Annotated in this window: 21 protein-coding genes; 9 read left to right on the top strand and 12 right to left on the bottom strand. The window is 39.0% G+C overall.

The window, feature by feature from the left end:
- The first annotated feature begins 65 nt into the window (after window positions 1-65).
- Window positions 66-1,010 carry a LysR family transcriptional regulator gene (locus IA57_RS01910; protein WP_036118516.1) on the top strand — a complete coding sequence of 315 codons (945 nt, stop codon included), beginning with the start codon at window positions 66-68 and terminating at the stop codon, window positions 1,008-1,010.
- Between the two features lie 58 nt (window positions 1,011-1,068).
- Here the strand turns inward: IA57_RS01910 and IA57_RS12690 are convergent, their stop codons facing one another.
- The 3 genes from IA57_RS12690 to IA57_RS01925 form a co-directional block, all read right to left on the bottom strand.
- Window positions 1,069-1,266: a hypothetical protein gene (locus IA57_RS12690; protein WP_036118520.1), complete on the bottom strand. Its 198-nt coding sequence runs from the start codon at window positions 1,264-1,266 to the stop codon at window positions 1,069-1,071.
- Between the two features lie 161 nt (window positions 1,267-1,427).
- Window positions 1,428-2,228 (bottom strand): TIGR00266 family protein, encoded by an 801-nt coding sequence (locus IA57_RS01920; protein ID WP_036118523.1) that lies wholly within the window; start codon window positions 2,226-2,228, stop codon window positions 1,428-1,430.
- Window positions 2,229-2,290: 62 nt separating this feature from the next.
- Window positions 2,291-2,746, bottom strand: coding sequence for a DUF4442 domain-containing protein (locus IA57_RS01925; protein WP_036118527.1), 456 nt, complete (start codon window positions 2,744-2,746; stop codon window positions 2,291-2,293).
- Window positions 2,747-2,899: 153 nt separating this feature from the next.
- Here IA57_RS01925 and IA57_RS01930 point away from each other — a divergent pair, with 153 nt between their 5' ends.
- From IA57_RS01930 to IA57_RS01950, 5 genes are all read left to right on the top strand, one after another.
- Window positions 2,900-3,346, top strand: coding sequence for a DUF4870 domain-containing protein (locus tag IA57_RS01930; RefSeq protein WP_036118742.1), 447 nt, complete (start codon window positions 2,900-2,902; stop codon window positions 3,344-3,346).
- Window positions 3,347-3,408: 62 nt separating this feature from the next.
- Entirely contained in the window at window positions 3,409-3,747 is a 339-nt protein-coding gene (locus tag IA57_RS01935) for a PadR family transcriptional regulator (protein WP_036118530.1), read from the top strand.
- On the top strand, window positions 3,747-5,510 hold the full coding sequence (locus IA57_RS01940) for a PspC domain-containing protein (RefSeq protein ID WP_036118533.1): 1,764 nt from the start codon (window positions 3,747-3,749) through the stop codon (window positions 5,508-5,510). Before IA57_RS01935 ends, IA57_RS01940 begins: the two co-directional genes overlap by 1 nt.
- Window positions 5,511-5,581: 71 nt before the next feature.
- Window positions 5,582-6,301 (top strand): head GIN domain-containing protein, encoded by a 720-nt coding sequence (locus IA57_RS01945; RefSeq protein ID WP_036118535.1) that lies wholly within the window; start codon window positions 5,582-5,584, stop codon window positions 6,299-6,301.
- A gap of 94 nt (window positions 6,302-6,395) precedes the next feature.
- Window positions 6,396-7,226, top strand: a complete 831-nt coding sequence (locus IA57_RS01950) for a GIN domain-containing protein (protein WP_036118539.1) — start codon at window positions 6,396-6,398, stop codon at window positions 7,224-7,226.
- Between the two features lie 46 nt (window positions 7,227-7,272).
- On the opposite strand, the gene IA57_RS01955 is transcribed toward IA57_RS01950, so the two are convergent.
- From IA57_RS01955 to trxB, 5 genes are all read right to left on the bottom strand, one after another.
- Window positions 7,273-9,438, bottom strand: coding sequence for a prolyl oligopeptidase family serine peptidase (locus IA57_RS01955; RefSeq protein ID WP_036118542.1), 2,166 nt, complete (start codon window positions 9,436-9,438; stop codon window positions 7,273-7,275).
- A gap of 222 nt (window positions 9,439-9,660) precedes the next feature.
- The gene (locus IA57_RS01960; RefSeq protein ID WP_084176702.1) at window positions 9,661-10,239 is read right to left on the bottom strand and encodes a YceI family protein; all 579 of its coding nucleotides are present in this window, start codon (window positions 10,237-10,239) and stop codon (window positions 9,661-9,663) included.
- Window positions 10,240-10,313: 74 nt separating this feature from the next.
- The gene (locus IA57_RS01965) at window positions 10,314-11,645 is read right to left on the bottom strand and encodes a hypothetical protein (protein ID WP_036118548.1); all 1,332 of its coding nucleotides are present in this window, start codon (window positions 11,643-11,645) and stop codon (window positions 10,314-10,316) included.
- A gap of 26 nt (window positions 11,646-11,671) precedes the next feature.
- Window positions 11,672-12,250, bottom strand: coding sequence for a YceI family protein (locus tag IA57_RS01970; RefSeq protein ID WP_036118551.1), 579 nt, complete (start codon window positions 12,248-12,250; stop codon window positions 11,672-11,674).
- 165 nt (window positions 12,251-12,415) lie between these two features.
- On the bottom strand, window positions 12,416-13,396 hold the full coding sequence (gene trxB, locus IA57_RS01975) for a thioredoxin-disulfide reductase (RefSeq protein WP_036118554.1): 981 nt from the start codon (window positions 13,394-13,396) through the stop codon (window positions 12,416-12,418).
- 161 nt (window positions 13,397-13,557) lie between these two features.
- On the opposite strand from trxB, the gene IA57_RS01980 reads away from it, so the two are divergent.
- The 3 genes from IA57_RS01980 to IA57_RS01990 all read left to right on the top strand — a co-directional run bounded on the left by IA57_RS01980 (window position 13,558) and on the right by IA57_RS01990 (window position 16,785).
- Complete coding sequence (locus IA57_RS01980; protein WP_036118558.1) at window positions 13,558-14,919, top strand: NAD-dependent succinate-semialdehyde dehydrogenase; 1,362 nt, start codon at window positions 13,558-13,560, stop codon at window positions 14,917-14,919.
- Window positions 14,920-14,993: 74 nt separating this feature from the next.
- Window positions 14,994-16,241: a fibronectin type III domain-containing protein gene (locus IA57_RS01985; RefSeq protein ID WP_084176703.1), complete on the top strand. Its 1,248-nt coding sequence runs from the start codon at window positions 14,994-14,996 to the stop codon at window positions 16,239-16,241.
- Window positions 16,242-16,344: 103 nt separating this feature from the next.
- Window positions 16,345-16,785, top strand: coding sequence for a hypothetical protein (locus tag IA57_RS01990; RefSeq protein ID WP_036118561.1), 441 nt, complete (start codon window positions 16,345-16,347; stop codon window positions 16,783-16,785).
- A gap of 42 nt (window positions 16,786-16,827) precedes the next feature.
- Here the strand turns inward: IA57_RS01990 and hemL are convergent, their stop codons facing one another.
- From hemL to IA57_RS02010, 4 genes are all read right to left on the bottom strand, one after another.
- Window positions 16,828-18,114: a glutamate-1-semialdehyde 2,1-aminomutase gene (hemL, locus tag IA57_RS01995; RefSeq protein ID WP_036118564.1), complete on the bottom strand. Its 1,287-nt coding sequence runs from the start codon at window positions 18,112-18,114 to the stop codon at window positions 16,828-16,830.
- A 9-nt stretch (window positions 18,115-18,123) separates the two neighbouring features.
- Window positions 18,124-18,939: a glucosaminidase domain-containing protein gene (locus IA57_RS02000; RefSeq protein WP_036118567.1), complete on the bottom strand. Its 816-nt coding sequence runs from the start codon at window positions 18,937-18,939 to the stop codon at window positions 18,124-18,126.
- Window positions 18,940-18,945: 6 nt separating this feature from the next.
- Window positions 18,946-19,824 carry a 1-aminocyclopropane-1-carboxylate deaminase/D-cysteine desulfhydrase gene (locus IA57_RS02005; RefSeq protein WP_036118569.1) on the bottom strand — a complete coding sequence of 293 codons (879 nt, stop codon included), beginning with the start codon at window positions 19,822-19,824 and terminating at the stop codon, window positions 18,946-18,948.
- 80 nt (window positions 19,825-19,904) lie between these two features.
- Complete coding sequence (locus tag IA57_RS02010) at window positions 19,905-20,951, bottom strand: hypothetical protein (RefSeq protein ID WP_036118572.1); 1,047 nt, start codon at window positions 20,949-20,951, stop codon at window positions 19,905-19,907.
- Window positions 20,952-21,235: the final 284 nt, after the last annotated feature.

Raw genomic sequence — 21,235 nt, forward strand, 5'->3', positions numbered from 1 at the left:
AATCACAGAATTTTAATAAATAGAATTGATAGTTTTTATATTTTTATAGGCTAAATTGATATTATATGACCATTACACAACTTCATTACGTTTTAGCCGTAGCCGAACATAAAAACTTTACCAAAGCCGCTTCAAGCTGCTTTGTAACGCAACCTACCTTAAGCATGCAAATACAAAAGCTTGAGGAAGAACTTGACGTTCTAATTTTTGACCGCAGCAAAAAACCCATCGAACTTACCGATGTAGGCAGAAAGATTGTTTACCAAGCAAAAAACATTGTTAACGAGTCGGATAGAATTCAGGATATTGTAGACCAACAAAAAGGGTTTATAGGCGGGGAGTTTAAGTTGGGTATTATCCCAACCATCATGCCTACATTGCTACCCATGTTTTTAAAGACCTTTATAAAAAAATATCCCAAGGTAAAATTAAAAATTGAAGAGCTCACCACCGAAGAGACCATGCAACGTTTAGAAGATGGCCATTTAGATGCGGCCATTGCTGCAACGCCGCTAGAGAACGAGCACCTTAAAGAGCGTGTACTTTACTACGAGCCATTTGTTGGTTATACGCCCTCTAACCATAGGCTGTTTAAAAACAAAACCATAGATCCCAACGATCTAGACCTACAGGATATGCTGCTTTTAGAAGATGGGCATTGCTTTAGAGATGGCGTACTTAACCTCTGCAAATCCTTTAAAGACCAAGGTGATGACAGTTTTCAGCTAGAGAGTGGTAGTATAGAAACATTGGTTAAACTCTCGAACGAAGGTTTAGGCATGACGCTACTGCCATACTTACACACCCTAGAAATTAACGATAGTTTTAAACCCAACCTACGTTATTTTACCGAGCCTTCTCCTGCAAGAGAAGTAAGTCTAATATATCATAAAAGCGAATTAAAAATGCAGATTATCGAAGCGCTTTACGATACAATTTCTGGCATTGTTAGAGGCGCCATTACCTTTCAGAATGTTAATATAATTAGCCCGCTCCCGAGAAAAAAGTAACCATACAGTAAGTAGCATATAAAAAAAGCGACCTCGTCAGGTCGCTTTTTCTTTTATTTTAATGCTTTAAATATATTAAACATTGGTTTAACTCTGGGTTCTGTCGAACTAAAGATTGGATAAAAATCCGTAATTCTTCAATTTCGTAGGGCAATAAACGTTGGGTTGCTTTTTGCACTTCTTTACAGAACAACGCAGTATCAAAACTTACTTTTTTAAGTACAGTTTTGGTGTACTCAAACATTGCTCTTGCCATAATTAGTTTTTCGGTTTTTGGGTTAGGTAGATTTGTTTAATAGGCTAAATATAGCGTTTTTATTACCTTATAAATATAAGAAATTTTAGCATGTAAATAACATTTACAACAAAACTTTAACACAAAACTATCACGTTATTGGCGGCTTATTTTTCTTTTATTTAAAACCTATTATCGCCGTCTAACAAATTACCCAAACCACCTAAAACACTGCCTTCGCCTTTGTCCTTTCCTCCTGCTCTTGGGGCAGATGCCAACACCCTATCGGCCAAACGGCTAAAGGGTAAAGATTGTATGTAAACCGTCCCTGGCCCTTGAAGTTTTGCAAAAAACAAGCCTTCACCACCAAAAACGGTGTTTTTAATGCCGCCTACAAACTCTATATCGTAGTCCACATCTTTGGTAAACCCTACAATACAACCCGTATCTACCCTTAAAACTTCACCTGCCTGCAACACGCGTTTGGCCATGGTGCCGCCGGCATGAACAAAGGCCATACCATCGCCTTCTAGTTTTTGCATGATAAATCCTTCGCCACCAAAAAGGCCACGACCTAATCGTTTGCTAAATTCTATGCCTACACTTACGCCCTTGGCCGCACACAAAAAGGCATCTTTTTGGCAAATAAACTTGCCATTAAACTCGGTTAGGTCTATAGGAACAATTTTCCCTGGATATGGCGAAGCAAAGCTTACACATTGCTTTCCTGACAAGGTATTATAAAAAGCCGTCATAAATAAACTTTCGCCGGTTAGGATACGCTTACCAGCCCCCAGAATCTTACCTAAAAACCCAGAATCTTTTTTAGAGCCATCGCCAAAAATAGTTTCCATCTTAATACCATTGTCCATCATCATAAAACTACCTGCTTCTGCTATAACGCCCTCCTGTGGGTCTAATTCTATTTCTACAAATTGCATTTCTTCTCCAAAAATCCTGTAGTCTATTTCGTGTGCTGTCATGTTGTTTTATTTTTTCGATTGATTTAAAAATTAGTTGTAAAAAAATAGCTTTTGTTACATTTTTAAGTGCGCATTTTTAAAGTCCACTCAAAGCTAAAATCAGACACCTCGTCACCAGAGGCATCAAACCCTTTTGCGTGCAGCCAAATGGTTTGTCCCTCACCAGTTTCAATGGCTTTTTTAATAACGGCATCGATAACATCACCTTGTTGGCAAACAAAAGTAATCCTCCCTAGTGCCTTTTTTTTAAAATGACCTTTATTGTTAGTGACTAACATAGAAATGCTTTCCCCACTCGCTTTAATTTTCATAAGCATTAAAGCTCCTGTTGTTAGCTCGGCAGCCATACCTTGCACGGCCCAAAACATCGATTTAAAGGGGTTTTGGTTTACCCATCGGTGCTTTACTTTTACTTCGCAGGTCTTATTGTCTATATACGTTGCCCGTACTCCCGTAAAAAAAGCAGCAGGTAGTTTAAACAGTAGAAATAAATTGAGTTTTGTGGTTGAGATCTTCATACGGTTTTTTAATTACCTCACTAAAATACCTAAAAAAACCTCGCCCCTACATGTTAATATTTTGTTAAAAATTAAAATTTAAGGTACTTTGTATTGCATAATACCTTCTTTTAGATATATATTTGCATAAGAAACTATTATATGTTTATAAAAATGCCAGACAATCATCAAAAAAATATTGCAACGTTTATTCATCTATCCACCTTTTCGAGGTTTATTATTCCGTTAGGGAATTACATTGCCCCTATAGTGTTATGGAGCATAAACAAAAACAAAGGTGCCTTTATTGACGCCCATGGTAAACAAGCCATTAACTTTCAAATAAGCATACTGTTGTACACTGTAATAATAGGTATGATAACCGTTCCGTTTTTCATTTTTAATTTTTTTGGCGGTATAGGTTTCATCGATTTTAACGGCTTTCAGGATTTTCACATCAATTTAGGAAAACCTTCGCCGCTTTTATACTTAACAGGTTTTATTGGACTGTTGGGTATTGTTGCCTTTATTTTGGAATTGGTATTTATAATAACTGCCAGTTTAAAGGCTAGGGATGGTTTAAATTACAACTATCCGTTCACCATTAATTTCATCAAATAACACCATCATCAATCAAAATCAATCAAAAAATGAACAGTTTCACCATTAAACCCAATTAGAACATGAAGATAGAAAACACAAAAGCACAAATGCGCAAGGGAGTTCTAGAGTACTGCATCTTATCTATATTAAAAGATGAAGATGCCTATGTAGCCGAAATTCTAGACACCCTTAAAGACGCAAAAATGCTAGTGGTTGAAGGGACCATCTACCCTTTGCTTACACGGCTTAAAAATGCGGGGCTCCTTTCGTACCGTTGGGAAGAATCGACCTCTGGGCCGCCAAGAAAATACTACGGCCTTACCGAAACGGGAAAAATATTTCTCAACGAACTAAACGGCACTTGGGAAGATTTACAAAACGCAGTTAATATAGTAACCAGTCAAAAAACTCAAAAGTAATGAATAAAACAGTCAACATAAATTTAGCAGGTACATTCTTTCATATTGATGAAGATGCGTACTTAAAATTACAACGCTATCTGGAGGCTATAAAACGTTCATTTACAGACGCACAAGGGCGTTCTGAAATTATAGCCGATATCGAAGCGCGCATAGCCGAACTTTTCGTCGAGCGCATGAAACACGACAAACAAGTTATTAGCAGTAAGGAGGTTGATGATGTTATAAACATTATGGGGCAACCCGAAGACTACCTTGTTGATGAAGAGATTTTTGAAGATGAGCCAAAAAACACCCACACAAGACGCAGCACAAAAAAACTATACCGCGACACCGACAACTCGTACATTGGCGGGGTATCGTCTGGTTTGGGACATTACTTGGGCATTGATGCCGTTTGGGTACGTTTGCTTTGGATTTTGTTAGCCATTGGATCTGGCGGAACCTTTATATTAATTTACATTTTGTTCTGGATTCTGGTTCCAGAAGCCGTATCTACCGCCGATAAATTAACCATGACAGGCGAACCGGTAAACATTACCAACATTGAAAAAAAAATTCGTGATGGCATTGACAACGTTTCAGAAACGGTAAAAAATGTCGATTATCAAAAGTATGGTAACAAGGTAAAATCCAGCTCGAAATCGTTTTTCGATACCTTGGGCGATGTCGCGATGTTCTGCCTTAAACTGTTTGCCAAGTTTATTGGGGTAATGCTAATTTTAATTGGGGCATCGACCTTAATCGGGCTGCTTATCGGCTTGTTTACCTTTGGTATTTCCGATTTCGCCCACATTCCGGGCTTCGATTTTATCGATGCCTCCAATGCGGCTAACACCCCAGTATGGTTAACGTCGTTGCTGGCCTTCTTTGCTATAGGCATTCCGTTTTTCTTCCTGTTTTATCTGGGACTTAAAATTTTAATCAACAACCTTAAATCCATAGGTAACGTTGCCAAGTTTTCACTGCTCGGGCTATGGGTATTAGCTATTGTTGGTCTCATTATTATTGGTATTAGACAAGCTCGCGAGCATGCGTTTGATGCAAACGTGACAAAAACCGAAACGCTACAAATAACGCAGCAAGACACCCTATACCTTAAAATGCAAGGAAACACCCTGTATAGCAATAAAGTGTACAGAAACCACAACCCCTATAAATTGGTTTATAATGAAAGTGATGAGAAACTTATTTACTCCTCAGATGTGCGCCTTATTGTAAAATCGACCAAAGACTCCTTGGCCAGTATTCGCATTGAAAAAACTGCCGAAGGTAGCAACTACAAAGCTGCCAGAGACCGTGCTAGCGAGATTGACTATGGCTATACCCTACATAAAAACAACCTTAAACTAAACGCCTACCATACAACAGCTTTTAAAAACAAGTTTAGGGATCAAGAGGTAGAAGTTACGCTATACTTGCCAGAAGGCACTGTGCTATATGCCGATGACAATACCTATTCGTTCCATAGAAATTCAAGCTATTACAACGATATTTTGCATAACGATATGGAAGAGCACTACTTAAAAGTAATGGACGACGAACTGGAGTGCCTGGACTGCAACAAGGACAACTACGAAGTAAACATTCGTATTGAAGAAAAAGACGACCACTCTAGAGTTATCATAAACGATGATAGCTTAGATATTAAAAACGAAGAAAACAGTTTAAAAATTAACAACAAGGGCATTAATGCCAACTCTGAAAACGTACGTGTAAAAATAGATAACAACGGAGTGAACATTAGCTCTAAAAAAGAGTAAGTCATTTTTAAAAACGCCCCTACCATACCAACATCAATCAATCAATCAATCAATCAACTAATAAACAAATCATGTCAACACTAACAAAAATAATCGTATCGAGCATTTTAGCTATTTTTTTAAGCTCCTGCACCTTCGAAAACTTTGGTGTAAAAGGCAACGGCCATGTTGTAACCCAAGAGAGGCCCTTAAATGGCACCTTTAGCGAAATTAAAGTAAGTCGCGGCCTAGACCTCTATTTAACGCAAAGCGATGTAGCACAGTTGTCTGTACAAGCCGATGAAAATCTTCACAGCATTATTAAAACCGAAATAGAGAACCATGTTTTAAAAATCTATGCAGAAGAGAATATCGCTTCGTCATCATCTAAAAAAATCATGCTTAGCTTTACAAGCGTCTCAAAAATAGAAGCCTCTAGCGGAAGTGATGTTTACTCCAATGGCCCCATAAAAACGCAAGACCTAGAGCTTACCGCCAGCAGTGGCAGCGATATGGAGCTACACATAGAAACCGAAAACCTGTCGTGCCAAGCATCCAGCGGTGCCGATATCGAGCTTACTGGCAATACCAGCTCATTAATTGCCGAAGCCTCTAGCGGAAGCGATATAGACACCGAAAACCTCAGCTCACAAACCGCCCAAGTTAAAGCTAGCAGCGGCGCAGACATTTCGGTAAATAGCAGCAAAAAAGTTACGGCCAGTGCAAGTAGCGGCGGCGATGTTACCTACTATGGCAACCCCGAAATTGTTGAAACCAACGATGGTGTTTCCGGCAGTATAAAAAAACAATAAAAACAACCAACCAAAGAAAAGACTACCCTAATCAAAATACCTGTTTAGGGTAGTTTTTTGTTTATATTTGTTCTTAAAACTTAATCTCTTAAACATGTTAAAAAAGCTTTTATTTACCGCCATACTAACCCTTATTTCCATACAGCATTTTTCTCAGGAAAAAATAAAAGGCAGTAGAAACGTGACCATTGTCGAGACCAAAATAGACCCTTTTAGTAGCTTGTCCATTACTTCCGATTTCGATATTTTATTGGTAAAAGCTTTTGAAGCCTCTGTTGAAATTGAAACTGATGACAACCTGCATGACGTTATTAATTTTCAGGTAACCAACAACACCTTAACATTTAGCAGCAACAGCAAAATTACCTCTAGAAAAAAGCTTAACATTACTGTAAAGTACACCGATCAGTTAGCGCATTTAATCCTTAAAAACGGTGCCAAAGTTAGCGCTATTAGTGCCTTTAAAAACCAAACCATAAATATTGAGGCTCACGACAACACCGCGGCAGAACTTAACCTTGAGGCCACCAACCTAAACCTAAGCTCTCAAGGCAAAGCAAAACTAAAGCTTAACATACAAAGCGATACGACAAGACTAGAACTTAGCGAAAACAGCAAGTTGGAAGCCTTAATAAACACAAAAATTCTAAAAGCAGATTTATACCAAAGTGCCAAAGCCGAAATTGAAGGCACATGCAACGACTTAAGCCTTAATACCATGAATTTCTCAAATTTTATTGGTAAAAACTTTACCAGTAAAAACAGCCACATCATCGCCGAAGATAGCAGCGAATTAGACACCCATACCGAGGCAGCTTTAATTTTAGAGGCCTCTGGCAATGCCGAAGTTAACCTTTACGGCCTGCCTAAAATTACCGTCAACAAATTTTCGGGAACTGCCAAATTAGAAAAAAAGGAACTTTAAAAGCATGTAAAAAAACCAAGGTTATATAACCTTGGTTTTTTTTCTTTTAGTCTTTAACCTCACCTTTCAATTTAAACGCTGGATGCCCAGACTGCCAATAAAAAAACGAAAACACGTTTGAAAAATCGGTTAACGTTTGGGTAATAGTAGTTCGGCCACCGTGCCCACCCTTAAAATTAGTTAAAAATAAAACCGGCGCGTCGCTACTGGTATCGTGTTGCATTTTGGCCGCAAACTTACTTGGTTGCCACGCAATAACCCTAGGGTCGTTTATACCGGCCGTAATTAAGGCTGCAGGATACTTTGTATTGGGTGTTAAATGATGGTAAGAATCCATAGCCAACAGCCCCTCAAACTCTTTGGGGTCGGCTACCGTTCCAAACTCTGGCGTATTAACAGGCCCATTAGGGGTTTCTTCCATTCTAACGGGATTCATACACCCAACCAATGGCGCTGCTGCCACAAACAAATCGGGACGCTCGGTAATGGATCGTCCAACAAAAATTCCGCCAGCACTACCACCAAAAATCGACATTTTTTCGGGCGAACTATACCCCTGCGCTATTAAATACTCGGCAGTTGCTATGGCATCTTTCCAGGTGTTGTGTTTGTTTGTCTTTTGCCCTGCTTTATGCCAAGCATCGCCCATCTCGCCTCCACCGCGAACATGAGGTACCGCCAAAACTCCGCCGTACAGCGTATAAGCTAATGTTATGGGACTAAAAAACGGCTCTATGGATATCCCATAAGACCCATAACCATAAATTGCGGCTGGGGTTTGTCCATTCATCTTTAAATTTTTATTGTGAATGATGGACACCGGAATCATTTCGCCATCGTGAGACTTTACCAAAACCTCTTTGGCTACAAGGTCTTTTAACTCGGGATATTCGGCAGGCGTCGATAATGGTTGGTGTGTAAACGTATTTGATGCGGCATGGTATAAAAACCGTTTGTTTGGGGAGGTCCAGCCAGCAATAGACACCCAAATATCGCTAAACTCGGCACCTTTAACCGATAAATTGGCTTGTCCTGCCGTAAAGGGTAGCTTTAATTCTTTTGGGTTTATTGTACCATGTGGCAAAAAATACACCTTGGCCTCAACACCATTTTTCACGGTGGTATAGTACAAACCATCTTTTGTTAGTTGAAAATCGGAAATAATTTCTGATTCGGACTCTTTTACAACTGTTTTGGCCTGCGATATGTTCAGATTGTCTACAGGAATGCTTATAATTTTATAATTGGGTGCATCGTTATATGTTAAGCAATAAATATGTTTAGGATTTACCCTAACACTAACCACCTTATCATTTTTATTTATAACGTCTTCCCAATCAAATCCACCTGTTTTTGGGTCGCTTAAATGAATGCTTAAATTTTTATCTACCGAAAGCGCCAAAAGCATGTTCATGCTAATTTCTTTATTGTAATTTATAAACGGTATTTCCAGAGGTTTCATTCCTACCGTTTTAAAGTCTTCTGCCGAAAACACTTTTGTATCGTGGTCTTGTTGGGTACCAACAACATGCTCATAAACAGACATGTTTTTTAACCGGTTCATGTCGGTAACATCCTTTGTGTTTATTTTCGAATAAAAGAACGACCCACCGTTTAAATGCCAGGATATGCCCCAGGCAAGTTCCAAGACTTCATCATATTGCTCGCCCGATTCTTTAAACAAAAGCAACTCTGGGTTTTCCGAACCGTTTGCCGCCACACTTACGGCTATTTTATCGCCAGAAATATTAGGGGTTATAGAGGATATGGTGTAAATCTTATCGCTTGTGTTTTTGTACTTGGTGGGGTCGAAAAACAGCCTTTCGTTGCCTGCATACCCGTCGCGCCGGTACATTTTAGCAATCTCCTCTCCGGGCATGCGTTTCAGGTAGTAGTAAATGTTGGAATTGGTAATGTTTACGTTAAAAATAATGGCGGCACGCCTATCGACTAGCTCCTTCATTTTATTAAATAGTTCTTCCTTACCAGAAATTTGGTTTAAAACAGACGTCGCATAATTAGCATTATCTGTCATCCAGGTCATCACGACCGGATCGTCTAAATTTTCTAGATATTGATAAGGATCCTCTAGTGTAACACCGTGATAGGTATTACTAACTTTTTTTTGGGGAAGCTGTTGGGGCTTTAAGGGTTCTTGAGCTGTTACAACCAAAGAAACTGTAAACAGCAAAGCGAGAAACAAGCTTTTCATAATTTATGTGTTTAAAAAAGTTAAAATGGAGCTTACAAACTATTTTGAAGGGATATACAAGATACAAAAAAAACAAATACCATTTACGCCCTTTTAAAAAAACACCGCGCCTACATTACTGAAAAACAACCCAATAAACCTAAGCACCAGTACTCTTTTTGTAGAGGTAAAATAAAAAAGCCGAAGCAATTGCTTCGGCTTTTTTTTAGCTAGTTTGATGTGTTAACACCTATTTAAGACCAAATCAAAATGTATTGTTATAACGTCTTTTACTTTTATTAACCCAAACACTTTTTTTGGGGGTTCTAGTTTAAAGTCGCTTATTTTTAAATCTAATTGCCCTTTAACCCTAATACCGTTTTCTTTATTAATGTTTACTGGAATGTTGTAGGGTTTGGTAATGCCTGCCATATCTATTTGCAACTTGGCTTCTGCCACATTACCCGCAGCAGGATTTTGTTTTAATTCGTTTAATGTTAAAACAATTTGCGGGTAGTCTTCTGTTTTTAACAACTTATTAAAGTCGTTGTTTATGCCTTTGCTCCCACAGTCAAAACAATTGTTATTTAAGGTAAGCTTGGCTTGCTTAAAAGTTAAGTTGTTAGAGTGTTTAACAAAGGTTACGGGTATTTTGCCTTTTAAGGCGTTTATGTCAAACTTGCAATTAAAGTCGCTTATGTTTGTGGTTCCTTCAACGTACAGTTTACTTTCTGGAGAGAGCAACACAGTCGTTTTTGTTTCATTTATTAGTGTAAATGACAATAGGGCAAATACTAAAAATAGACTTAAGAAACGTTTCATAACCTAAACTTTAATAGTAAGCCCTACAGACAGTTGCTATGCCTGCAGAGCTTACAAGTAAAATTAACACTTTTTTAGAAGCTTATTACTGCTTCAACTATTAAACCATCGAATTTACCGTCATATAATATACTTGTTTCTGGGTAACCATCATAGCTTTGAGAAACATATTCTACTTTAGCTAGAATGTTTTTGGTCATAAACCAACCCGCAGACAATTGTACTCTGCTAATGTCTACATCGTTATCAAAAGTCATTTCAGAACTTACGGTGTTGTAACGACCACCTACATAAAAGTTTTCTGTTTGTCCGAAGCGGTAAATCACCTCACCTGCTAATTGTGTTGTACTACGGTTATCATCAGCATCGTTTATGCCGTCGCCATTATTATCTTCAGAAGCTGCTCTACCTTTAGCCAATTCTACAGTTCCGAAAAACTCTAAGCCTTGGTATTTTACAAATGGGTTAAACATTACAGCAGTAATTCTATTTCTGAATCCTGGATCGAAACGACCAGAACGGAAAGGGCTAGAGGCACCTGCATCAACATCTTCCATTACAAAATAGTATCTAGATCCTGCGCGGTCTGCGGTATATAAATAGTTGCTTGGCACATAGCCTGTTGTTAAAACAGATCCTGTTAATCTAAATCTAAAGTCTTCTGTAAATTGGTTGTCATATCCTAATTTAGCTAAGAAAGAAGCGCCACCAGTTTTATCGTTAGCACCTGTGGCTACAGACTGGTTTAATTTCCCGTTGCTAAAACCAATCATTCCTATAAACCCATTGCGTTGGTAGTAAAGCTCGGCACCTACTTCTGTTGTAAAGGCATCCATAATTAGGTTCCCTACAAAGGGGTTGTGCATGGCTTGGGCGTTGTCTGTTCTTCTAAAGTGGGCATCACCATAGTTGTTTTCCATGTGACCAACTTTAATTGTAGTATATTTCATAATATCTGACAACAGACCTTCCTTAATAAAATCTAGGTTGTCTATTTGGAAATACCCGCCTTTTACATAAGGTTCTGGGTGGTGGCGAGAAGACAGATACGTTCTTAAGTGCATTCTCACACCTTTTGCCAAGGCAACATCTAAATCTAAGTTGGCAGTAGCTAAGTTAAAGTTGTAGCCAATCCCTTTAAGTTCCTTAACAACACCATTATCGATATTTTGTTGTGAAACACCATTTTCATGGTCTATCGCTTGGAACTGTAGTGTTGATGACCCACCAATTCTTACTTTTACTTTTTCGAAAGTAGATACGGTGTCTTTTGGTGCTTCAAAAACATTAATCCCATTTTTATCTGGTTGTCTGTAATTGTCTAGTTTTCTGTTTTGCGCAAATACTGTAGTTACGCCTAAGATTAGGGCTATTAAGAATAGCGAACGTTTAATTGTCGTTTTCATAATTATTGTGTTTAAGTGTTTTTCTTTTAGTTAAAAACTGTGTTAAATTTAATTGTGATATCGTCTCCTGTTTTTATTGAGCCTAACAACGCTGTTGGCGGCTCTATGTTGAAGGTTGTCATTTTTAAGGCTTTCTTTCCTGTTAGGGTTACAACACCGTTGCTTTTCTCTAAACGCAGCGGTAGCTCTATGGCCTTTTTACTTCCCGCTATGGTTAAATCGCCCACAACTACCACATTGTAAAAGTTGCCTTCTTTTTTACTAGACTTTAATTTTGAAAAGTTAAAGGTTATGGTTTTGTAATCATCGTAGTTTAACGCGTTTCGGGTATTTTTATCCATCGCAGACTTGCCACTTTTTAGGGCATTTACATCAAAGGTCATTTTAAGCGTTTGAATTGTAAGTAAGTCGCCCGCTTCTATTTGAAGGCTTCCACTTTGCTTCTCGGCATTAATTTCCCAATCGTGCAAACTAGATGTTCCTAAAACTTTTAATGTTGATTTTTGATTGTCTACAGTAAAATTTTGAGCCACTAAATCTAACGGCATTACTAAGCCAAAAAGAACAACTGCTACCAGTACTCGAATAAATTTTAATTGTGCCATGATATTTGTTTTAATGTTACACTGCAAAGTTCCTCTTAAAAACAATATTAGAATATGACATAAGTCATAAACCACACAAAACACTAAAAACCACACTATTAAGTAGTAATTTTTAACAAAAAAAGCCCGAGCATTGCTCGGGCTTTTTTAAATATTTAGTTCCTTTTAATTATACGTAGACGTGCTTACTTCGAACGTAGAATCTTTTGCTGCCAAATAACGCTCTGCATCTAGAGCTGCCATACAACCTGTTCCTGCAGCCGTAATGGCTTGACGGTAAACATGATCGGCGGCATCGCCACTAACAAAAACACCTTCTACATTGGTTCTAGTCGTACCGGGCTCGTTAATAATATAGCCTGTCTCATCTAGGGTTAAGTAGTCTTTAAAAATATCGGTATTAGGTTTATGCCCTATGGCTACAAAAAAGCCTGTAGCAGGAATGTCTATAACCTCGCCCGTTTTATTGTTCTTGGCGCGTACACCGGTAACCACTTGGCCATCGCCTAAAACCTCATCAGTTTCTGTATTTAATAAAATTTCTATATTCTCGGTGTTGCGTACACGAGCTTCCATAATTTTCGAAGCTCTAAACGCATCGCGACGTACCAGCATGGTTACTTTTTTACAAAGCTTTGATAAGTAATGGGCTTCTTCGCAAGCCGAATCGCCTGCTCCCACAATAACCACTTCTTGGTTGCGGTAGAAAAACCCATCGCAAACGGCACAGGCCGAAACACCACCACCTAGTTTTAGGTATTTTTGCTCGGACTCTAAGCCTAAATATTTAGCTGAAGCACCTGTTGAAATAATAATGGTATCGGCATGTATTTCCTTTTCATCGTTTACCCATACTTTATGTACATCGCCAGAAAAATCGACCTTGGTAATCCAACCGCCTCTTACATCTGTTCCAAAACGCTCGGCTTGTTTTTGTAGTTCCATCATCATTTCCGGTCCTGTAATCCCATCAGGATAACCAGGGAAATTTTCAACATCGTTTGTTGTTGTTAATTGTCCTCCTGGTTGCGCCCCTTGGTACAACACAGGGCTCATGTTGGCTCTAGCTGCATAAATGGCCGCTGTATAACCTGCAGGGCCAGAACCTATAATCAAACATTTTACTTTTTCAATAGTATCAGACATAATTATATCTTTAATTTTACAAAACAAAAGTAGGTTTTTTGATGCTAACCTTACATATAAGTTATCAACAGTTTTAATAGCATGATAGGCTTATTTTATACGATAATACGCGCTTACTCTCAAAAAACTTTTTTAAATTAAGTTCAAAACACAAAACAACCATGGCCACAACAATTACCACCACAAACCCCTATAACAACGCTCCCTTAAAAACATATGCGCTTAATACAAACAAAGAAATAGCGCTCATATTAGAACAAGCCCAAACCACGCAACACAAATGGCAAGCCACTAAAATAAAAGTGCGCACCAAGTTGTTGAAAAAACTAAAACACGCCCTTTTAAATGAAAAAGAAACTTTAGGCAGTCTGGTAACCCAGGAAATGGGCAAGCCTATTTCGCAAAGCATTGCCGAAATTGAAAAATGTGCTTGGCTATGCGACTTTTACCGTAAAAACACCGAAGATTTCCTAGCAGACGCACTTATTAAAACCGATGCTCATGAAAGTTTTATAAGTTACGATCCTCTAGGCGTTATTTTAGGCGTTATGCCCTGGAACTACCCCTTTTGGCAAGTGTTTCGTTTTGCCGTACCAACGCTCATGGCAGGCAACACCACACTATTAAAACACGCCTCTAATGTTACGGGTTGCGCACTAGCCATACAACAGCTTTTTGAGACTGCCGGATTTCCTAAAGGCTGCCTCCAAACCGTTCTAGCAGATCACCAACAGGTTGAAAACCTTATTGAGGATCACAGGGTTAAAGCCGTATCGTTAACCGGTAGCGAACTCGCGGGCAGAAAGATTGCCGAAATTGCCGGAAGAAACCTAAAAAAATGCGTCCTGGAATTAGGCGGAAACAATGCCTGTATTGTACTTGCCGATGCAGATTTAAACACCCATCTCGACACCATGGTCTCTGCCAGAATGCAAAACACCGGGCAAAGCTGTATTGCTGCCAAACGGTTTATTGTTGAAGCCCCTATTTACGAGGCCTTTTTAGAAAAATTTAAACATAAGGTGGCCGAGCTAAAAATTGGCGACCCTAACGATCCCGACACACAAATTGGAGTCATGGCCAGAATAGATTTGGCCGAAACCCTACAAAAACAGGTAGAAGAATCTGTGAAACTAGGCGCAACCATAGCCTATGGTAATACCAGAAAAGAAGCGTTCTACCAACCTACAATACTAACAAACGTATCTAGCGAAATGCCCGTTTTTAACGAAGAAACCTTTGGCCCGGTAGCTGCTATAATAAAAGCAGAAAATGCCCAAGAAGCCTATGCCCTTAACGCAGCAACACGATTTGGTTTGGGCACTATGGTCTTTACAGAAAATACCCATGCGGCCCTAAATAATACCGACTATATTGAAGATGGCGCCTACTTTATAAACGACATGGTAAAATCTGACCCCAGATTGCCCTTTGGCGGCACCAAAGCTTCCGGTTACGGCCGAGAGCTTTCGCAAGAAGGCATTTTTGCGTTTGTCAATAAAAAAACCGTGTATTTAAAGTAACCCTAACCTATTTAGGGTGAGGGTTTCATTTCGTTTATTTTAACTATATTGGGTGACCAATTTTTTTTAAACGTATGAAACAATTTTCCCTTTTTTTACTTTTTATTGCTGTTATTATGGCATGTAGTAAAGACGATGAACCAACCACACCAACGACACCAAATTGCCAGTCTCCAGAGAACATTGTAACAACCAACCTAACCGCAACAAGTGCTACCCTGCAATGGGATGCATCTAGCAATGCCAATTCATATCAAATCGAGTATGGCTTAAGCGGTTTTACGCTAGGACAGGGAGACATTCGCACCTCAAACACAAACACAATAACGCTATCTAATTTAGATGGCAACACAACATATCAGGTTTATGTAACTGCTATATGTGGCAACAATAACGAGAGTGCACCTTCGCAGGTGTTTAATGTTACAACCCATGTGCCCAATGTGGTGCCGGAGTTTCTTCCTAATTTATCAGACTTAAACCTATACACCGGAAATTTAGCCAACTTAATTCCTAGCAGTAAAACCTTTATGTACGAATTAAACACTCCGCTATTTACCGATTACAGCCACAAACACCGCCTTATTGCCCTGCCAGAAGGCACAACAATGACTTATATTGACGACTTACTTCCAGAATTTCCCGACAACACGGTAATCTCCAAAACATTTTACTACAACAATAACGAACAGGACGAAACCGAAGGAAAAACCATTATTGAAACCCGGGTTTTAATTAAAAAGAATGGCCTTTGGCAAAGCGGAAACTACAAGTGGAATGCAAACCAAACCAATGCAACTTTAGATAATACCACAAGCACAACAGCCATTAGCTATACCGATGCCTCTGGGAACACTCAAAATGTAAATTACGTAATTCCTTCAAGCCAAGACTGTATAACTTGCCACAGCAATAACAACACCATGTTGCCTATTGGCCCAAAACTTAGAAACCTAAAACGGGACAACCAACTTCAAGCCTTAATAAATGGCAATTACATTAGCAATTTAACCGATGCGGCTTTGGTGACGGCACTGCCCAATTGGGACGACAACACGTTTTCTTTGGAAAAACGGGCGCGTGCCTATTTTGATGTAAACTGCGCACATTGCCACAGCACTGGCGGCTCTTGTGAAAACGAATCGTTTTTAAGATTGCGTTATGAAACCCCTTTTAATGATACCAACATTTACGAAAGCAATACTGCTATTAACTACCGAATGGCTTTCTACCAAAACGGCCTAAGTATGCCCTTAATAGGAACAACCATGGCTCACCCCGAAGGCTATGCCCTAATTTCGGCCTATCTGGATACTCTGTAAAACACTAAAAATGTTAAGATTAGTGTTAAATCACGATTTTGTTTTAAACCTCTTTACTGTCTTGAGGTCTTAAGCATATAAGAACCCTTAAAAACACATACACATGAAAAAATTAGTTCTCATAGCTTTAGCACTTATGGCATTTACGGCAAACGCCCAAGAACGCAAAAATCACGACAAGCCTAATTTCACCCCTGAAGAGGTAGCCGAATTAAGAACAAAACAAATGACCCTCGACTTAGATTTAACCGAAGCGCAGCAAAAACAAGTCGGTAAAATAAATCTTGAAGAGGCGACATTCAGGCATCAAAAAAGAAGTGCGATGAAAACAGGGGAAGCTTCAGAAAAACCTTCAAAAGAAGCGCGCTTAAAAATGAAACATGAAATGCTTGATCGCCAGATTGAACTTAAAGCCAAAATGAAACAGGTTTTAAACGAAAGCCAATACGAAAAATGGGTTGAAAAACGTGAAAGCAAAAAACAACGCCACATGAAACGCCATAAAAAGGACGGCACTAAAAAATTGCAACGTAAAATAGATTAAACAAAAAAAGCATTGGGATGTCCAATGCTTTTTTTTATATGGTTACAGCTCCGAAGCTACTTTTTCGCAAGCAGCAATGGTCGCATCTAGATCGTCATAAGACAAAGCGTCTGTAATAAACCATGTTTCAAATGCACTTGGCGCAATGTAAACACCCTGCTTTAACATGCCGTGGAAAAATTGCTTAAATCTATCGTTATTCCCATTGGCAGCAGATTGAAAATCGGTTACTTCAGCAGGATCAAAATGAATAGACATCATAGATCCTAGGCGATTAATTGTATGCGGAATGTTGTGTTTATTTAATGCTTTGGCACAGCCCTCGTGCAAATACGCAGTTTTTTCCTCTAGGCGGCTATAAACGGCAGCATCATTATTCAAATCGGTTAACATGGCCAAACCAGCAGCCATAGCCAAAGGGTTTCCGCTTAATGTCCCCGCTTGGTAAACGGGACCAACTGGCGCTAGGTAATTCATAATTTCGTTTCTTGCAGCAAAAGCTCCTACCGGCAAACCACCACCAATAACCTTTCCAAAACAAACAATATCTGCTTGAATATCGAATACTTGCTGCGCTCCGCCTTTTGCCAATCTAAATCCAGTCATAACCTCATCGAAAACAAGCAAAACGCCGTAGGCTGTACAAAGTTCCCTTAAAGCTTGTAAAAAGCCTTCTTTAGGTGGAATACACCCCATGTTACCCGGCACAGGTTCAAGAATAATACAGGCGATATCGTGTTTATTGGTTTCAAGAATGTGTTTTACATGCTCTATATCATTAAATCTTGCCAACAGGGTATCTTTGGCAGTCCCTGCTGTAACTCCCGGGCTATTGGGCGACCCAAAAGTCACGGCCCCACTACCCGCTTGAATTAAAAAGGCATCGCTATGCCCGTGGTAGCACCCCTCGAACTTGATAATTTTGTCTTTACCAGTAAACCCTCTTGCTAATCTAACTGCACTCATGCAAGCTTCTGTACCCGAGTTTACAAATCTAATTTTATCAATATTGGGCACCATGTTTACCGCCAATTCGGCAATTTGGGTTTCTATCTCGGTGGGGGTTCCAAACGAGGTGCCCTTTTTTGTGGCTTCTATAACCGCATTCACCACAGGAGCATGGGCATGTCCCAAGATCATAGGCCCCCAAGAATTAATATAATCTATGTACTTATTATTGTCTTCGTCGTACAAGTAAGGCCCTGCCGCCTTTTTTATGAAAATAGGGGTTCCGCCTACGGCTTTAAAGGCCCGCACTGGCGAGTTAACACCTCCTGGAATAACTTGTTCTGCCGCTTTAAATAGCGTACTGCTTCTTGTATAATTCATGGTATTGTTTTACTGATTTACAACCAAAACTTGACCAACATCTATGGTTGTCCCTTTTATGTTATTTAATTGCTGAAGTCTTTCGACTGTTAAATTGAATTTCTTTGAAATGGAATACAGGGTATCGCCTTTTTCCACAACATATTTGGCACCTGTTTTTACATGGCTAGAAACCACTGTTCTAGGAGCTGCCCCCATAACCTCATGATCAAAGCGGTGTAACTGATAACGCTCTATTAAACTAATAAGCTTATCTGGATACTTTCTGTCTGTGGCATAACCTGCTGCTTTTAACCCTCTGGCCCAGCCTTTGTAATCATCAATTTTTAAATCGAAAAGCCCGCGATAACGCTTGCGTTCCTTTAAAAAGAGCGAATGGTCTCGGTAAGAATATTTAGAGTGGTTGTATTTCCTAAAACATTCTTGGCGGCGATCGTCATCGTGATAAATTCGTTCGCCTGTCCACTCGTGGCACTTAATTCCAAAATGGTTATTGGCCTGTACAGACAATCGGCCCTTACCAGAGCCCGACTCTAAAATTCCTTGTGCCAAAGTAATACTTGCCGGTATACCATAAAGTTTCATTTCTTCTTGGGCTATCCCACTATACTGGGCAATATAAGCTTCGGTTGGCGAAGCGTAATTGGTGGTTTTAGGCACTTCTGCCTCCTTAACAGCATCTGTATTAGTTGGGGTTGTACCCGTAGTTCGTTTATCTATTACAACGCGTGTTGTGTCTCTATCTTTTTGGGTTTGAGCGCTTCGTTTTGAGGCACCACAACCAAACACCAATACTCCTAATACGATAACTGCTATTTTTTTCATTGAATCTTATTGAATTAACGGTAGTTTTTTTTGCTTTAATGTTTTGTTCATTCCGGGAATTCCTTGTAACCCTCCAGTGTGTATGGCCAATATTTTAGATTGCTGCGAGAAGGCTCCCTTGTCAATCAAATCGAAAAGGCCGTACATCATTTTACCTGTGTAAACAGGATCTAGCGGAATGCCATAAGTTTGTTTAAACTTATTAATAAAACTTATTAATTGTAAGTTTATTTTAGCATATCCCCCAAAATGATAATCGGTAATTAGCTCCCAATTTTCCTTTTGTGCAAATTTACAAATATCCTCCGACAAAAAATCGCCTTTCAATGCGGGAAATCCCAAAACCTTTTGCCCGTCCTTAGAGGCGTTTATTAAGCCCGATATGGTGCCGCCTGTGCCTACGGGGCAGCAAATATAATCCATTTCAGCATCTAGCGGAGTTAAGATTTCTTCACAGCCTTTAACCGCCAATGCGTTTGTACCGCCTTCGGGCACCAAATAAAACGCGCCGTACTCTTCCTTTAACTCAGCTATAAATGCCTGTGAGGTTTTTTGGCGGTAGGCAGAGCGCGTTACAAACTTAAACTCCATACCCTTGGACGCCGCAAACGATAAGGTAGGGTTATCGTTTATTTTTAACGCCAATTCTTCGCCCCGAATTACGCCTATGGTCTTTAAGCCGTACTCCTCGCCTGCGGCAGCAACCGCTGCAATATGGTTTGAAAATGCCCCTCCAAAGGTCAATAAGGTATTAAACCCTTCTTGCTTGGCCTGTATTAGGTTATACTTTAGTTTGCGTAGCTTGTTACCAGAAATGTATTTGTGGTTTAAATATTCTGGTTTAATATAGATTGCCACTTTTTTATACGCGATGGGTAAATTCATAAAAAAATAGGTAACCGCCTTAAATTAATACGTTCTACTAAAAGTCTTCACAAATATCGTGTAAAAAAGCAGCCAAACACTTATTTGGCTCTATACTTATAAGGGAAATCTTCTGAATGATCGTGCTTTCGTAACTTGACCCGCAACCTATAAAAGTTGGTCTCTATTGTTCGTAACGACACGTTAAATTTAGCCGCCAGATCTTTATGAGACAGATTAAAAGGCTGCAAAGCGGCATAGAGCCTTTCGGTTTTGGTTAAAAAATCGAGTTGTTCGATACTCAATATCAATTCCTTGTGATCTTCGGCATAAAACACCTTAAAATCGTTCCAGTTTTTAACCTTGCCTTGGTCGTCCTGTAAATACCAGACCTCTTGGTCATTGGTTTCAATAGGCACCTCCACTATTTCTGGTTGCCATTGGCGTTTAAACCTTGTAATTAAGGACAACCAATTGGTATATATGGCTAAGGTAATTATGAGCAAACACATAATTAAATTAAACACATGGGTTAAATGGTACAGGGTCTTAATACCAGACATCTTGTTAAGTACAAAAAACAACCAAATAAAAAATAGAGTATCTAAAATGTAATACACAATAAAAAGAATACTGAATGCCCGTTTGTAAACGCCATCAAACAATTCGTTGCCTTTGGTGATGTCTATTTTATTTAAATAATACAAAAACAGCCCAAACAACGTTAAGTTGTATACTATTTGAAGCGACGCATTTATAAGGATGTTTTTATTTGTATTAAAGAAAATTAAGCTATTGGAGTCGTCTCTAGCAATCATATAATGAACAAAAGCAAAGCTAAACCCCACTAAAAAAATAAAGCCAAAACGTTTTAAAATACCTGAAGTAGAAATGCTCTTACCAAAAAGCGAAGCGCAAAATATGGGGGTTAAAAGCGCTAGGTTTTCATTAACAACCCCGTAATAATCTAAAATTACCGAAGGCAAATCTGAATAGTAATCTAAATACAGCCAAACCCCCGAAGACGAAAAAAACAGGAACGAAAAAAACGTAAGAAACTTCTCGAAAGGTTCTTGGTTTTTACTTCTAATAATAAACAGGATAAACCCTATTGCACTTAACGTGAACACCAAATGGCTTAAAAACATAGTTTTAGTAGTTTTGTAGTAGCAACCTTTACACGAACTCTATTTCAATGAATTATCTTTACAACCCTTGAAAACGTTGCTAAATTACCAAAGAAACTGCCAAATTCCTAAAAGAAATTCAAAAGAAAGCAAAACTAAGCTCGTTTTCAACACACAACAAAAACCAACTAACAAAAAACCAACTAACTAACAATTGTTAGGGTTAAACGATTTATTTAAAAAATGAAAAAGAACGGTTTAAAACAATTACTATCAACACTTATTTTTCTTTTCTGCTTTTCCCA

The organism is Mangrovimonas yunxiaonensis (assembly GCF_000733475.1).
GTDB lineage: Bacteria > Bacteroidota > Bacteroidia > Flavobacteriales > Flavobacteriaceae > Mangrovimonas > Mangrovimonas yunxiaonensis.